This is a genomic window from Algoriphagus terrigena DSM 22685 (assembly GCF_000429445.1).
Lineage (GTDB): Bacteria > Bacteroidota > Bacteroidia > Cytophagales > Cyclobacteriaceae > Algoriphagus > Algoriphagus terrigena.
The window spans coordinates 131,566-147,338 of the sequence record NZ_AUBW01000012.1; the positions used below are offsets into that span (position 1 = coordinate 131,566).

At 47.6% G+C, this 15,773-nt stretch carries 12 protein-coding genes; 9 read left to right on the top strand and 3 right to left on the bottom strand.

The window, feature by feature from the left end; translation table 11 throughout:
* The first annotated feature begins 44 nt into the window (after positions 1 to 44).
* Complete coding sequence (locus G459_RS0112585; RefSeq protein WP_026967979.1) at positions 45 to 434, top strand: DoxX family protein; 390 nt, start codon at positions 45 to 47, stop codon at positions 432 to 434.
* 35 nt (positions 435 to 469) lie between these two features.
* On the opposite strand, the gene G459_RS0112590 is transcribed toward G459_RS0112585, so the two are convergent.
* Together G459_RS0112590 and G459_RS0112595 are read right to left on the bottom strand one after the other, a co-directional pair.
* Entirely contained in the window at positions 470 to 1,306 is an 837-nt protein-coding gene (locus G459_RS0112590; RefSeq protein ID WP_026967980.1) for a VOC family protein, read from the bottom strand.
* Between the two features lie 11 nt (positions 1,307 to 1,317).
* On the bottom strand, positions 1,318 to 2,193 hold the full coding sequence (locus tag G459_RS0112595) for an SRPBCC family protein (protein WP_026967981.1): 876 nt from the start codon (positions 2,191 to 2,193) through the stop codon (positions 1,318 to 1,320).
* Positions 2,194 to 2,308: 115 nt separating this feature from the next.
* On the opposite strand from G459_RS0112595, the gene G459_RS0112600 reads away from it, so the two are divergent.
* The 3 genes from G459_RS0112600 (at position 2,309) to G459_RS0112610 (ending at position 6,037) form a co-directional block, all read left to right on the top strand.
* On the top strand, positions 2,309 to 3,289 hold the full coding sequence (locus G459_RS0112600) for a GlxA family transcriptional regulator (protein ID WP_026967982.1): 981 nt from the start codon (positions 2,309 to 2,311) through the stop codon (positions 3,287 to 3,289).
* A gap of 95 nt (positions 3,290 to 3,384) precedes the next feature.
* A complete protein-coding gene (locus G459_RS0112605) occupies positions 3,385 to 4,392 on the top strand; it encodes a bestrophin family protein (protein WP_026967983.1) in 1,008 nt (335 codons plus the stop codon).
* Positions 4,393 to 4,456: 64 nt separating this feature from the next.
* A complete protein-coding gene (locus G459_RS0112610; protein ID WP_026967984.1) occupies positions 4,457 to 6,037 on the top strand; it encodes a Na+/H+ antiporter in 1,581 nt (526 codons plus the stop codon).
* On the opposite strand, the gene G459_RS0112615 is transcribed toward G459_RS0112610, so the two are convergent.
* Positions 6,024 to 7,052 (bottom strand): DNA topoisomerase IB, encoded by a 1,029-nt coding sequence (locus G459_RS0112615; protein ID WP_026967985.1) that lies wholly within the window; start codon positions 7,050 to 7,052, stop codon positions 6,024 to 6,026. The genes G459_RS0112610 and G459_RS0112615 overlap by 14 nt on opposite strands.
* Before the next feature lie 322 nt (positions 7,053 to 7,374).
* On the opposite strand from G459_RS0112615, the gene G459_RS0112620 reads away from it, so the two are divergent.
* The 5 genes from G459_RS0112620 (at position 7,375) to G459_RS0112645 (ending at position 15,300) form a co-directional block, all read left to right on the top strand.
* Positions 7,375 to 9,081, top strand: coding sequence for an arylsulfatase (locus G459_RS0112620; RefSeq protein ID WP_026967986.1), 1,707 nt, complete (start codon positions 7,375 to 7,377; stop codon positions 9,079 to 9,081).
* A gap of 88 nt (positions 9,082 to 9,169) precedes the next feature.
* Entirely contained in the window at positions 9,170 to 11,518 is a 2,349-nt protein-coding gene (locus G459_RS0112625; protein ID WP_035455820.1) for an arylsulfatase, read from the top strand.
* A 17-nt stretch (positions 11,519 to 11,535) separates the two neighbouring features.
* Entirely contained in the window at positions 11,536 to 13,014 is a 1,479-nt protein-coding gene (locus G459_RS0112630) for a DUF1254 domain-containing protein (RefSeq protein ID WP_026967988.1), read from the top strand.
* A 197-nt stretch (positions 13,015 to 13,211) separates the two neighbouring features.
* Positions 13,212 to 14,078 carry an HAD family hydrolase gene (locus G459_RS27370; RefSeq protein WP_245588177.1) on the top strand — a complete coding sequence of 289 codons (867 nt, stop codon included), beginning with the start codon at positions 13,212 to 13,214 and terminating at the stop codon, positions 14,076 to 14,078.
* Positions 14,079 to 14,469: 391 nt separating this feature from the next.
* Positions 14,470 to 15,300 carry a hypothetical protein gene (locus G459_RS0112645; protein WP_051315195.1) on the top strand — a complete coding sequence of 277 codons (831 nt, stop codon included), beginning with the start codon at positions 14,470 to 14,472 and terminating at the stop codon, positions 15,298 to 15,300.
* Positions 15,301 to 15,773 lie beyond the last annotated feature (473 nt).

A 15,773-nucleotide genomic window follows, 5' to 3' on the forward strand; every position in this document is an offset into this window, starting at 1 on the left:
AAGGGTTCTTTATTAGTTTTAACTCAAACCAATTATGAGCCTCCATGAAACGTGACTTCCAATCCTCTCTGGCCCTGCTTCTCCTCCGTGTTGGATCCGGTGGCCTTATCCTCACACACGGAATCCCCAAACTGCAGCGTCTCTTCGGCGGAGCCGAGATCAAGTTTGCAGATCCATTTGGTCTGGGTCCGGTCATCTCACTCGGCCTTGCGACTTTTGCAGAGGTGATTTGTGCCATCTTGGTCATCGTCGGATTCAAAACGAGACTCGCCGTGATACCGCTCATCATCACGATGCTGGTAGCGGCGTTTTATGCACATTGGGACGATCCGTTTGGGAGAAAAGAGCTGCCACTGCTCTTTTGCGTCATATTCATCAGCCTCTTGCTGACCGGAGGTGGCGCCTATTCACTCGACAAATTCAAAAGACGCTAAACAAAAATCCCGGCCAATTGGTCGGGATTTTTGTTTCAGGCATTCTCCAGGGTCGCTATATCAAACTTCTTCATCTTCATGAAGGCTTCCACCACACGTGGGCCTCTTTCCGGGTCCGCTAGTAGCTGTCCCAAGTTCGTCGGCACCACCTGCCAACTCACCCCAAACTTGTCTTTCAGCCAGCCACATTGACTCTCCTGACCGCCTTCAGTCAGCTTTTCCCAGAAAAAATCGATCTCCTGCTGATTGTCACAGGGGATGACCAGTGACAATCCCTCCGTGAAATTGAACTTATGGTCCAGCGAACTATCCATCGCTGCAAACCGCTGTCCGTTTAGGAAAAACTGTGCATGGTTGATCTTGCCCGCTTGGTCTCCGGCATCGTCTCCATATCTGGAGATAAAGCCAGTTGAAGCATCCGGGAAAACCGACGTGTACAATTCCATCGCTTCTTCGGCTCTGCCAAACTGCTCTCCGGTAAACATCAAAGCCGGTATGTACTTTTGGGCTTCACCAGCCGGAACGTTGCTTTCCACCTGCCAGCAGACTCCATATTTATCCTGCAGCCACCCGTACTTTTTAGACCAGGGATAGGAGTCCAACCGCATCATGATCATTCCTCCGTCTGCCAGCTTATCCCAGATCTGCTGGAGCTGACTTTCGTCCGGAAAAATAGAATAAAACGAGATGCTCGGGGTAGGTTTGAACATCGGACCGCCGTTCAGAAGCATAAACTTTTCACCCATGGAAGACCACATGGTCACCATCGGATTGCTGTCTTCGATCTTGGCTTCAGGAAATACCGAACAATAAAATTCCGCCGCTTCGGCCGCGTCGTTGTTCATCCAGATACAGGGATAGAGCGATTTCATGGCTTCCGATTCTATTGCTCGCAGATTTCTTTCAGCCGCTGGAGTGCTTTTGGCCACATTTGTTCAAACATCTCTTTGTACTCGCCTCCTGATTCCATGTCGATTTTCAACAGAGTCTTTCCTCCCAGGTCCACGAAGCTGTAATTCTCGGTAGCTCCGTCAAATCCTGCCACTTCCGGCCCTTCTGTTATTTCTTTTCCATCGGCGTATAGTCCCAGATGCTCGATGGATATATACTTATTGGTGACTCGGTCAGCGATTCTGGAGACCATCCCGCCTTCTTTGCCATCCGGACCGCCTGGACCAAGAAAAAGAATCTTCGAACCTTTGGTCCAGTCACCCTGAAAATAGGATCCGGGATGAAATGCCTCAGTCCAGTCCCGGTAGGTTTCGTCGGAAAGCATAATATCAAAAACTTTGGAAACGGGCGCGTCGATTTCGATCTCAAAGTGCATGGAGTCGTGTTGAAAGCCTTCCACATGCTTCTTGAAATTGTCCAGGATCGATTGCCAGCCTTCGCGCTGCATTTCCTCGGAGTTCATCTCCTCTGCGTCAAAAGTCACCGTGACGAGGGTTTTGTCTCCTTTGTCTTCAAATACGACCTCGGCTCCTCTTCCGTCCCCCATCACATAGCTGACCAACTCGTTGGGTTTTACTTCCTGAAATACTCCTTCGAAATCGAAGCCCATAGAGCCGTCTTTGGCCTCCATGCGGTAAGAGAAACTTCCCCCCGGCTCCAGCTCGTTGGTGGCTGATGGAGAATGCCAATCTGGAGAGGCGCAATTCCACTTAACAATGTGCCGGGGAGAATTGTACGCGGTCCAAACTTGGTTGACCGGAGCGGCAATCTCTGCCGCAACGGTGATCTTTGATTTGGTAGTCATCATTGAGTTTGTTTTTGGTTATCAGAACACTACAAACATAACGAACTTATAAAAGAAGAATTGGGTGAAACCTGACAAGGAAAGGGGCTTTTGCGACAAGTTTTTATAAATTGGAAGGATGAAAAAAATCAGGATATTGGCCATGGAGGGCAGTGTGGTCCAGGCTATCGCGGGCGCGCAATACTGCTTCAATACAGTCAATCATTTTTTGGGCCTAAATGGGCAAGAGCCATTTTTTGACGTGAAGCTCTTGGGACTCCACTCAGAAGTCCGGCCTGGATTCCCGGGTTTTGTCTTAAACCCCGAATACACCCTTGAAAACCCCGGTGATGCCGATCTGATCGTCATTCCTCCGTTGTTTGGGGACTTCGATATGGCAATTGAAGCAAACATGCCTTTTGCCCCTTGGATAAAGCAACAATACGACGCAGGCTCTGAAATCGCGTCACTCTGCGTAGGCGCTTTCTTTCTGGCTTCCACGGGAATGCTGGACGGGAAACGCTGCTCGACACACTGGGGATTCATAGACCGCTTCAGGAATCAGTTTCCGCTGGTGGAAGTGCTCGACGGGAGTATCGTCACCGAGGAGGCTGGCATCTACTCCAGCGGGGGCGCAAATTCCTACTGGAATCTGTTGCTCCACCTGGTCGAAAAATATGTGGACCGAGAGATGGCGATTCTGCTTTCGAAGTACTTTGCTATCGATATCGACCGGAGTACCCAAGCGACTTTTGCCATCTTCAGAGGCCAAAAAGAGCATCCTGATCTGGAAATCAGAAAGGCTCAGGAGATCATCGAGGATCGCTTTGCTGAGCGGATATCCGTGGATGATTTGGCCGACGAGGTAGCTGTGGGGAGGAGGAGTTTTGAAAGACGCTTTAAGCGGGTCACCAACAATTCGGTATTGGAGTATGTGCAGCGCGTGAAGATCGAAGTGGCCAAGAGAAGTTTCGAATCCAGCCTCAAAAACATCAACGAAGTCATGTGGGACGTGGGCTACACCGATTCGAAGGCTTTCCGAACTGTCTTCAAAAAAATCACCGGCCTCACACCCAACGAATACCGGAATAAATACAATAAACTGGTAAGGCTGAATTAAGCCTCGATTCTTTTAAGCTCGAAAACAATTCTCCATCTAAGTTGACACCCGCCCGCGAGGCTTAAAAAATTTCAGAACTTTCTAAGATCATTTGGATGCACACCGGAAGACGTTATACCCCACTCGAATTTTTTAGATGGACGCTGAGAGATACGCTGTTGATCCTTGTGATCTCGACTATACCCACGGTATTATATGCATCAGGACTTACGTTCCTTGCATTTCCGTGGCAACCGATAGCGATTTTGGGTACATCCTTGGCCTTCATCGTCGGATTTAAAAACAACGCCAGCTATGGGAGAATCTGGGAAGCACGGCAGATCTATGGCGCAATCATCAATGATAGCAGAAGTTTTGCCTACACCGTGAGGGACGCACTGGGAGGCAAAGATTCCGAATTGGTCAAGGTCATGTTTTACCGGCATTTTGCCTGGCTGACCGCACTGCGGTTTCAGCTCCGGGAGCCCAGAACTTGGGAGAACATGAACACGAGCAGCAATCGGGAATTTTTGAACGGGCACTACCGGGTGTACGAGTGGGAGCATAAGATTGAAGAGGAGCTCGCGAAGTACCTGTCCAAGGAGGAATTGGATTATATTCTCTCGAAAAAGAACCGGGCGACACAATTGACTGCGCTGCAATCCGAAACGTTGGCATCTCTGAGGAAAACAGGGGCACTAACAGACATCCAGTGGATGGAGCTCCAAAACTCAATTGTAAAATTCACCGATGCCCAAGGAAAGGCCGAGCGGATCAAAAACTTTCCTTATCCACGCAATTTTGCGTCAGTCACCACTTACCTGATGATCATCTTCATCTTGCTGCTTCCCTTTGGACTCCTGAGAGAATACAGTCAAATCGGGCAGGGCACTTTTCTCGAAGGCTACACGATCTGGTTCAACATCCCCTTTTCGGCCGTCGCCGCTTGGGTTTTTCACGTGTTGGATGCTGTGGGAGAAAGCGCTGTCAATCCATTTGAGGGTAGTGCGAATGACGTGCCTATCACCCAGATCAGCCGAACCGTTGAGATCGATATGAGAGATATGCTGGACGAAAGTCCCCTTCCCGATCCGATAACTCCAACGAATAACATCGTCCTGTAAAACCCACTCGTTCCTCCCCTGTCCACTGGATACAGGATGAATTGATTGTAACTGAAATCACCTTATGCTGGAGCTTTTCCCCTTCTATCTGGTATTGATCTTCCTTATTATGCTGCTGGTGATGATCGGCAATGCGATCAAAGTAGCATACCCTGTATTGTTGGTGGTTGCGGGCTTACTCCTCAGTTTCATTCCGGGGGTCCCTTCGATCAGCATCGAGCCCGAATTGATCTTTGTGATCTTTCTGCCTCCTTTGCTCTATGAGGCTGCCTGGGCGATCTCCTGGAAAGAACTCTGGCACTGGAGGAGGATTATCGGAAGTTTTGCGTTCGTGGTCGTTTTCCTTTCCGCCAGTACGGTAGCACTTGTGGCTAACTATATGATTCCAGGTTTTTCATTGGCACTGGGCTTTCTGTTGGGAGGGATTGTCTCGCCTCCTGACGCAGTAAGTGCCTCCGCCATCCTGAAATTCGTCAAGGTCCCGAGACGGCTGGCTACCATTTTGGAAGGGGAAAGCTTGCTAAACGACGCCTCCTCGCTGATCATTTTCCGGTTTGCACTGATCGCGGTGGCAACGGGGCAGTTTGTCTGGCAGGAAGCGGCACTGAGTTTTGGCTGGATGATAGCAGGAGGCTTGGGAATCGGGCTGTTGGTAGGATTCGTATTCAAGAAAGTGCAAACCTGGCTCCCCACGGATGTAAACATGGATATCATCTTCACGCTGATAGCTCCCTACACCATGTATATTTTGGCCGAGGAGGTACATAGCTCCGGGGTGTTGTCTGTCGTCAGCGGAGGCTTGTTTCTTTCCTACCATCGACACAGTTTCTTACCGGCGTCGTCCAGATTACGTGCGGAGCATGTGTGGCAGAGTTTGGTTTTTCTACTCAATGGATTGGTCTTCCTGCTGATAGGACTTGATCTGCCGGAGATTACTTCCGGATTGAGAGAAGAAGGCATCAGCTTCTCAGAAGCAACTTGGTACGGCGTACTCATCACGCTTGTGTTGATCTTGGGAAGGATACTGGCAGCTTATGGAGCGGTCATTGTCACAATGGTAGTGGGTCGGTTTGCTGCCGTCGCGGACCGGAGAAACCCAGGTCCCGTGACTCCTCTGATCCTCGGGTGGACGGGGATGAGAGGAGTGGTTTCATTGGCAGCAGCATTGTCCATCCCTTTGACCTTGGCAGACGGAAGTTTGTTTCCTCACCGAAACCTCATCCTCTTTATCACCTTTGTTGTCATCCTGTTGACCTTGATAGTTCAGGGGTTGACCTTGCCGATCTTGATCCAAAAGGTCAAGCTGCCGGACTTTGGCGATCACCTTCCGCAGGAAGAGACAGAGAATCTGATCCGGAAAAATCTGGTCAGAGAGTCCCGTGCTTTTCTCGCAGAGTCCCATGTCAGCAACTGGAGACAAAATCCGGTTATACAAAACTTCCTGTCGCTCTGGAGTGGTGAATCCGATACAGGTGAAAGTCTGAAAATCACCGGTGAGGACAAGGAACTCATCCTTGCTCTTTTGGAAAGGTTGCGCCAGTCACTCTTGGAAATGAACAAATCCAAGCCTGAGATAGACGAAGAAACCATCCGGGAATTTCTCCTCTACATCGATCTGGAGGAAGAGAAGATCAGGATGGCTTAGAAGATTTATTCAAGATCTTCAACACGGTCTGTTCATTATCCGAAAGCTGATCCGGATCAGTCACGCCTTTCAATTTTAGCTTTTGAAATCGCCCGAGCGTGCCGTCGAGCAATACCTGCATCACCGCGGGATGGATGTAGTATTTGCGGCAGACCGCGGTGGTGTTACCCAGCACTTCGGCTACTTTCTTGACGATCGTGGGTTCGAGTTTTCGGTTGGGAAAGTTTTCGACCTCTTCCACACTCTCAGCATAGTGGTCGAGTGCCAGGACAGTCCCGCCCCAAGTCCTGAAATCCTTGGCCGAAAATGGCTCTCCAGAGATCTCAACCAAGTACTGGTTTACATCTTTGGATCTAAGGGAATGATAGGTTCCGTCGCCGTTCTGATATTTGAAGATCTCGTAGCCCGGCAGTTCGGACATCTTTTTGATCAGGTTGATCAAGCGCTTGCTCGCTACTTGGAGCCGTCGCTCCTTGCCGCTCTTGGCTTTGTAGTGGAGGTACAGCTTTCCATTCTCCTGTACAATATGTTTCCTGCGCAGGGTCGTCAGGCCGTAGGTCTTGTTTTCATGCTCGTAATATTTGTTGCCGATGCGGATGTAGTATTCGTCCAGCATCATGACCGTGAGCGCCAAAATCTTTTCTCTGGGCCAGCCTTTTTTTCGGACGTCCTGTTCGATTGCCTTGCGCATTTGTGGAAGTTTTTTCCCAAACTCCTCTAATCTTCCATACTTGGTGCTCTGTCGGTAGGTCACCCAGTCGGAGTGGTAGATGTATTGCTTCCTGCCGCGCGCATCGTAGCCAGTCACTTGGACGTGGCCTTTGGCGTCTTTGCAGATCCAGACATCCTCCCACATCGGCGGAATGACCAGCTGTGCGATCCGCTCCAAAACCTTCTTTTGAGCGATTTTTTGGCCTTTTTTGTCCAGGTAGACAAAGCTCTTCCCGCTTCTTTTCCTCAAAAATCCTGGGAATCCTTCTCCCACGTAAACCAAATCTTCCGGGCAATCCGACATATCAGTATAGGCTGTGTGAGGGTAGCCAATTCAAAAAGTGTTCACTTCTTTAAAAAAATCTACTGATAAACAGGAGTCGATCTGAGGTAGAGCCGAAAACAAAAACCCGATCGCTCCTGACCTAGGTCTCTATTTCTTTAAGATAAAAAGGATACGCTTTCCAGTGTATTTCGGAAAAGTCCTCTTGGTTTATTTCCTATTTTCTGAACATTTTTTCTTCGCTAAACCAAAAATATACAGCAACAGACTATGAGAGACCAATTTTTATAATTAAAATTCATACACTGTTTATCTTTATCGAATCTAACCAACACCTCTTTTTATGAACAAGAAGTTTTTAAATGCTATCGCCGTCGTGGGAATGCTATTTCCCACCATCGGGGCTGTCTTCGCACAGGAAAAGCCCAACGTCCTCGTCATCTGGGGTGATGACATCGGCATCAGCAACATCAGCGCATACAGTGATGGGTTGATGGGCTATACCACTCCAAATATCGACCGTATTGCAGAAGAGGGCATACGGTTTCTCCACTATTATGGAGAACAAAGTTGTACCGCGGGCCGGGCAGCATTCCTAACGGGCCAGCACGGAATCCGATCCGGTCTCACCAAAGTTGGGTTCCCGGGAGCGCCAATGGGTATGAACCAATTGGATCCCTCAATCGGTGGACTCATGAAGAACTTGGGGTATGCCACAGGTCAATTTGGCAAAAACCATTTGGGAGACCGAAACGAATCCCTGCCGACAGTGAATGGCTTCGACGAGTTTTTCGGTAACCTCTACCATCTCAATGCTGAGGAGGAACCTGAATTGCCGGACTATCCCAAAGATCCTGCGTTCAAAGCAAAATGGGGTCCTCGCGGTGTGTTGAAAACTGTCGCTACCAATGTGGATGATCCAACAGAAGACCCTCGCTTTGGCAAAGTAGGCAAGCAAAAAATAGAAGATACAGGCGCCTTAACAAAAAAGCGCATGGAAACTATTGACGATGAAACCTCAGCTGCAGCTATAGATTTCATTAAAAGACAACATGCCGCAGGCAAGCCCTTCTTTGTTTGGTGGAATGGAACCCGTATGCATTTACGTACACACGTGAGAGAAGAAAATCGGGGAAAATATGGATATGGCGACAGTGAATACCTGGATGGCATGATTGAACATGATTTGACTGTTGGGCAACTTTTGAAAGCCCTCGATGATTTGGGGATAGCAGACAATACCATTGTGGTGTACTCTTCCGACAACGGACCGCATATGAATACCTGGCCCGATGGCGCCATGACCCCCTTCCGTTCTGAAAAGAATACCAACTGGGAAGGTGCATTCCGGGTTCCGTGCTTGGCACGCTGGCCCGGACATATCAAGGCCGGCACAGTAACAAATGAATTGATGAGCCATAACGACTGGATACCCACTCTTACTTCAATAGCCGGTGAACCGGATATGGTAAACAAGCTAAAAACCGGCTACACTGCTAACGGCATCAATTATAAAGTACACCTAGACGGCTATGATCAATCGAAATTCCTGACCAGTGTCAGTGGCACAATTGGAACAAGCAATAAAGTAAAGAGCGCCCGCTCAACCTTTTTTTATACGGATGATGATGCTTTGTTAGTGGCTTTGCGCCAGGGTGAATGGAAGATGAGTTTTGCAGAGCAACGTATGCTAGGCACTATGGGACTATGGGCAGAACCCTTCACCGAGTTACGTTTGACCAAGCTCTACAACCTGATGCAGGATCCTTTTGAGCGTGCTGACATTACTTCCAATACGTATTGGGACTGGTTGATGAATCACGTGCCGCAAGTTTATATGGGAATGGAGGCCGTTGGGGAGTTTGCCGCTTCTCTTCAGGAATTTCCCTCCCGATCCTATCCACCCAGCTTCAATCCTGCCGTCATCATCGAAGAGGTGCTAAAAAGGAACCAAGTGAAGGAAGAAATCAAGGAACACTTCCCGATGTTACTACAAGAGCAGAAACCTGCTCCCGCTCAGAAAAAGGAAGATTCTAAAAAGCAGAATTAATTTGATCGTTAAATGAAATTTGTGTCTTTGAGGTGAAATCTCAAAGACACTAAATCTTTCAAATGGTATTCATTTTAATAACAGATTCATGAAAACTTTTCGAATAGTTAAGGTCCTGTTTCTTCTATCGCTGTTGTTTGAACAATGCCAGCTCAATGCCCAGGATAAAAAAGGCACACCTGAAGTATTGCCAAGACCGGATTTTCATTTTAAAGGAAATGTAGGAAGAACATATCTGGATTCTGATCCTGCACAATTTCCTAGACCTATTGAAGCACCCAAAGGGGCTCCAAACATAGTTATGATATTGCTTGATGATGCTGGTTTTGGTCAGTTCAGCACATTTGGCGGTGGTGTTCCATCCCCGACAATGGACAAGCTTGCTGCAGAAGGGCTGCGCTATAACAGATTTCACACCACTGCATTATGTTCTCCGACCCGCGCTGCCCTGATCACCGGACGCAACCACCACTCTACTTCTTTTGCAGGGATTACGGAAGCCGCGACCGGATATGACGGATACACCTGTGTGCTTCCAAAAAATACCGGTACAATAGCAGAAGTGCTGCGTCAGAATGGTTACATGACTGCATGGATTGGTAAGAATCACAACACGCCTACTTGGGAACTGAGTCAGGCCGGTCCATTTGACCGCTGGGCAAATGGCCTTGGCTTCGATTACTTTTATGGATTCAACGCCGGTGACATGAACCACTGGAATCCGGTTTTGTATGAAAATCACAATCTCGTCCCGGCATCTACAGATCCAAATTATCATCTTACCACAGATATTTCTGACAAGGCTATTGCCTGGGTGCGTCAAGTGAAAAGTATAGCACCTGACAGACCTTATTTCCTGTACATTGCTCCAGGTGCTACGCATGCGCCACATCATGCACCTGAATCCTGGATAAAAAAATTCAAAGGGAAGTTCGATGAAGGATGGGATAAGTACAGGGAAGTAACATTTGAGCAACAGAAAAAACTGGGTGTAATCCCTGAAAATACAGTATTGACCGAACGCTCTCCAGGATTGCCTGCATGGGAATCACTCAATGCAGATCAGAAAAGGTTATACGCCCACATGATGGAGGTTTTTGCAGCGTATGGCGCACACTGCGATTATGAAATGGGCAGGATCATCGATGCCGTTAAGCAATTACCTGACGCTGACAATACGATTATTATCTACATCGCAGGAGATAACGGGTCGAGTGCTGAGGGCGGTCTGGAGGGATCATTGAACGAAAACCTTTTCTTCAACGGCTTCCTTGAAAAATGGCAGGATAATTTGAAGGTGATTGATGAATTGGGGGGACCCAAGCATTTCAATCATTTCCCAAGTGCCTGGGCCCATGCCATGAACACACCTTTCCAATGGACCAAACAGGTTGCAAGCCATTTTGGAGGTACACGTAATCCCATGATCATCTCATGGCCCGCAAAAATCAAAGAGAAAGGTGGCATCCGTGATCCCTTCATTCACACGATTGACATTGTGCCAACGCTGTACGAAGCAGCTGGCATTACTGCGCCCTATGTTCTTAACGGTATTCAACAAAAACCTATTGAAGGTCAAAGTTTCCTTGAATCCATGACCAACGCCCAGGCTAAGCCCACCCGTACTACCCAGTATTTTGAGTTGGCATTAAATCGGGGAATCTATCACCAGGGTTGGATGGCTTCAGCACCGTCATTTGCCCCATGGAACCCCAACCGCAGTGAATTCGATCCGGATAAGCAGAAGTGGGAGCTGTATAACATTGAGGAAGATTTTTCTCAATCAAAAGATTTGGCATCAGAAAATCCTGAGAAGTTAAGAGAGTTGCAGGATCTGTGGTGGGCAGAAGCTGCCAGGTATAATGTACTACCGCTCGACTGGCGAGGAACAGTCCGGTTCAATGCCGAAGCGATGGGACGTCCAACACTGATGGGCAATCGCAAAACAATGACATACTTTCCGGGTACTGTTGGATTGCCGGATGCCGCATCTCCCAACATGATCAATAAATCCTGGACTATCACAGCAGACTTCGAAGTGTCAGGAAAGCAAAGTGGAATGATTGTTACACATGGTGGGCTGGAAGGCGGTTATGGAGTTTACCTACGTGAAGGCAAGCCTGTTTTTGTTTACAATTTTTTAGCTGCTGAACGGTTCACCTTTACCGGTAAAGAGGCCTTGCCATCGGGCAAAGTAAAACTCGTAGTTGATTTTGTATACGATGGAGGAGGCATGGGTAAGGGCGGAACGATAACCATGACGGCCAACGGCACGAAGGTAGCCAGCGGTCGGCTGGAAAAAACCATTCCCATCCAATTTTCAATCTCTGAAGGTCTGGACGTAGGAACTGACGTTGGCTCTGCGGTGGACTTCACATACAAGCTTCCTTTTACCTATCCGGGAAAAATTGAAAAAATTACCGTGGAATTGAAATAAAAAATTATGTGTGTCCTATGAAAGCAAATTTCATTTTACTTGGTGCGTGTGTTTTGCTCGCAGCTTGCAATCAAAACACAACTGTTGACAAAGAAGTCTCAGAAAAAGACAAAGATACCACGTCAACCTATGAGTTCATTAACGGTTATCCAACACAGGAAACCATTCAAAAAGCCTACGATGATGCTGACCTCAATCGGGCGATCCAGACATATAAGTTTTTCTATCCTACAGTTTCGGGAGAAGGACTCATTCGCGGTAATGCCGAATTGAAGGTACTACCCAATACAGTTTCTGGTACACTTGATACGAAGCCTCAGCAAATCGGATACACATTAAATTCGGATACACCATATGGTCCCATCTTACTGGATCTATCTGCCGGTCCATTTGTGATCGACATTCCTGCAGGCCCACTGATTGTAGTGGCCATGGATGTCAACCAACGATGGGTTGCCGATATGGGTATACCTGGACCGGACGCTGGAAAAGGTGGAAAGCATATAATTCTTCCTCCGGGTTACACCGGGAAAATTCCAAACGGGTATCATGTATGGAAAGCTTCTTCCAACAATCTAACCGTTGGCATACGTTCATTGCCGGTGGAGGGAGATGTCACAGGCGCTATGGAGCGGATCAAAACAATAAAATTTTATCCGCTGAATTCTCCTGCAAGCGCTTCTTCCATTCATTGGCTTGACCTGACAGGAAAGCCTCAGAATACTACACCGTTAAATTGGGAAACCAACTTCAAATATTGGGAAGTGCTTCATCAAGTCATCGATCGCGAGCCTGCGTATGAAGGTTATCGTGCCTACTACGGAGAACTAGCTGCGCTAGGCATTGCAAAAGGGCAACCATTTAATCCCGATGCGCGCATGAAAGGTATTCTTGAAAAAGCCGCAAAGATGGCTAACAGTCAAATGCGTGTTCAGTCTTTTGCTGATCGCAGACCGGATCGTGTTGTATGGAATGATCGGCAGTGGGAATGGGTAGGTCTCAGACCGGAGAACGGAGACTTTGATGCACCGTTTTATGTTGATCTTGACGCAAGAGAAGTTTGGTTTTACCAGGCTATTGGAGCTTCCCCAGCTATGTTCAGGAGGCAAGCTGGCTTTGGTTCGCTTTACTGGTTAGGACTGCGCGATAACACAGGTGCTTATGTTGATGGTGCAAAAACATATAAGCTTACGATTCCACAACCCGTGCCAGGCAAGTTGTTTTGGTCTGTTACTGTCTATGATTCAGACACAAGAAGCCAGATTGATACCGATCAGGGTTTTGCTGCGTTGCGTTCCATGTTTGAATTGAAAGATTTTGAAAATGATCCTTCAGTAGACTTGTATTTTGGCCCCACTGTTCCTGCCGGAAAGGAAAAACAATGGATCAAGACCATACCTGGCAAAGGATGGTTTGTATACATACGTATCTACGGGCCGGAAGAAGCTGCATTTGATGGAAGCTGGAAGCCAGGGGATTTTGAAGAAGTGAAATAGAATAGGGGTTTACACATAATCAAATTGCTATGAAAATTCTATCCACACTTATCTCCAGTTTCTTATTACTATTCGTAATGATGTCGTGCCAACGATCAGATTCATCTGAAACTGCAGCTGCCGACTCAACCAACGTCGCAACAGATCCACTCCATTCCTAGAATGAAGGAGCCTCCAAAAAAGCCATCGTTGATTTTGTGACAAAGACCACAACCCAAGGATCTGCTGATTTTATTCCCGTCACCGACCGCATTGCCTGCTTCGATAATGACGGAACACTTTGGAGCGAGCAGCCCATGTATTTCCAATTCATCTTCGCTCTTGACCGGATTAAGGAGCTGGCTCCGCAACATCCGGAATGGAAAGATCAGGAGCCTTTCAGTTTTATTTTGAAAGGTGACATGAAGTCTGCCCTGGCCGGAGGGGAAAAAGCCCTGATGCAACTTGTTGCAGCCACACAGACTGGGATGAGTAGCGAGGAGTTCGAGGCCGAAACCAAAAGATGGATAGCCACAGCAAAGCATCAGAAATTTGACCGTCCCTACACAGAGATGATCTTCCAGCCCATGCTGGAGTTGCTCAAATATCTAAGGGCAAATGAATACAAAACATTTATCGTCTCCGGGGGAGAGGAAGGGTTTATGTGTGCCTGGACCGAGAAGACCTATGGAATCCCCTGTGAGCAGGTCATCGGCACTGTGATGCGATCAACCTACGAAGTGGTAAATGATACGCCCCGGATCGTCCGCCAAGCTGAATTGGATTTGATGAATGATGGAAAAGGCAAACCTGTAGGTATCTATAACCAAATCGGCAAGCGTCCGGTATTCACCGCGGGTAATTCTGACGGGGATTATGAAATGCTGCAATGGACCACGACCGCATCAGGATATCCACGTTTTGGAATGATTGTCCACCATACGGATTCAGTCCGCGAATGGGCTTACGACAGAACTTCACCTATCGGTCATCTGGAAAGAGGTTTGGATGATGCCTCAAAATACAACTGGCTTATCGTGGATATGAATGATGACTGGAAGGAAGTGTTTGCAAACGAGAATTAAAAAAAAATCACCCATCTCAAATACGATTGGTTATGAAAAAAATATCCTGTTCTCTGACTTTAGCTTTATTTAGGAGCCTAAGCTCTTTAGATAATAGATCAGCGCGCCGTTTATGCGGAAAAAATAGATAGGCTTAAGCCTTTTCAATTCTAATAGCCCGTTTGTTGGCTGATACTTTGGACCAAATTCTTTCCGACGAAGCCAATAGCCTGAGCCCATCCGGAAAAGCGGGATTCGTGGTTTCGCCGAGTTGGATACTGGTTGACATCGAAAGGTGAAGCAAGATTTCCCATGACTAAACCGGGCGGGTTTTCATTAAACAGAAGGCAAAAGCCTCAAAATACTCCGAACAGTGAGTTGAAATTTTTGTTTTAAAACTAAACCAAGGCATATGTATAAAAGATCAATCTTTAAACCAGCGTTTTTTCTGTTTCTGATTTCCGCAACGACCTCCACCGTCCTTCATGCGCAGGAAGAATCGGCCGCTTCAGCGGCCAACGCACAGGAATTGTCGGACAAATTGGCCAACCCGGTGGCGAGTCTGATCAGCGTCCCACTTCAAAACAATATGACTTATGGGATAGGGCCGTATAATGGGTCGAAGTATGTCATCAACGTGCAGCCGGTGATCCCTTTCTCCATCAGCGAAGATCTGAACCTGATCACCCGCTTCATTGTGCCCATCGTGGATCAACGCGACGTTACCAAAGAAAACAGCAGTGAGTTTGGGGTGAGTGATGCGACCATTACGGCTTTTTTCTCTCCCAAACACAGCAAAGCTTTTACCTGGGGAGCCGGTCCGGCGTTTCTGGTTCCGACCGCCACCAATGAATTTTTGGGGACGGAAAAATTTGGAATTGGCCCTTCAGCCTTGATGTTGAAGCAGTTTGAAGGCAAGACGATCGGCTTTATCGCAAACCAGATCTGGTCTGTCGCAGGCAACTCAGACCGTGCGGACGTGAGCCAGTTTTACATCCAGGCCTTTTTCAACAAGAGCTTTAAAAGCGGTGCGGGCCTTGGAGCCAATTTTGAAATTACCCAAAATTGGGAGGGCAATACCACGACGATCACCTTAAATGCGCCCTCGGTGAGTGCAGTGACCAAGCTTGGTAATCAGGCGGTGCAGTTGGCGATCATGCCGATGATTCCACTGAGCGGTCCTTCCGGGTCCAAAGCCGACTGGGGTCTGCGGACTGTTCTTGCTTTTGTGTTTCCCAATTAGAGGTGGGAGTTTAGTGTTTCGACTCAGCTCAACACAAGAGTTTAAAATGTGGGATGACGGATGCTGGATGACCGATGTAATTGTTGTCAGGTTGTCCACGGAGCTGTTGTCGTGTAGTCGTGTTAGAAAGTTGATTGTTTTCCATGTACCATTTGTTTTTTGGTGAAACATGACAAATCTGAAGACTGGAAAGTGAAAATCAAACCGAACGTGGATTCTGTGGATTTTGTGGAATCTATGGACTCTGTGGAATCTATGGATTCTGTGGACTTGACATGAATGCCGCGGTGATCCAAAACCTAGACTATATGTAGCTTTGATGCTACTTTGATGCTGCTTTGATGGTGCTTTGGTGCCGCTTTTAGGCTGCGCTGTTGTTGGGTTGGTGAATTGGAAAATTGAAAGATTGAAAAATTGGAAAATTGAGTCCAGTTGTCGAGTTGTCCGCTGAAGCTGTAGTTGGATGACCGAAG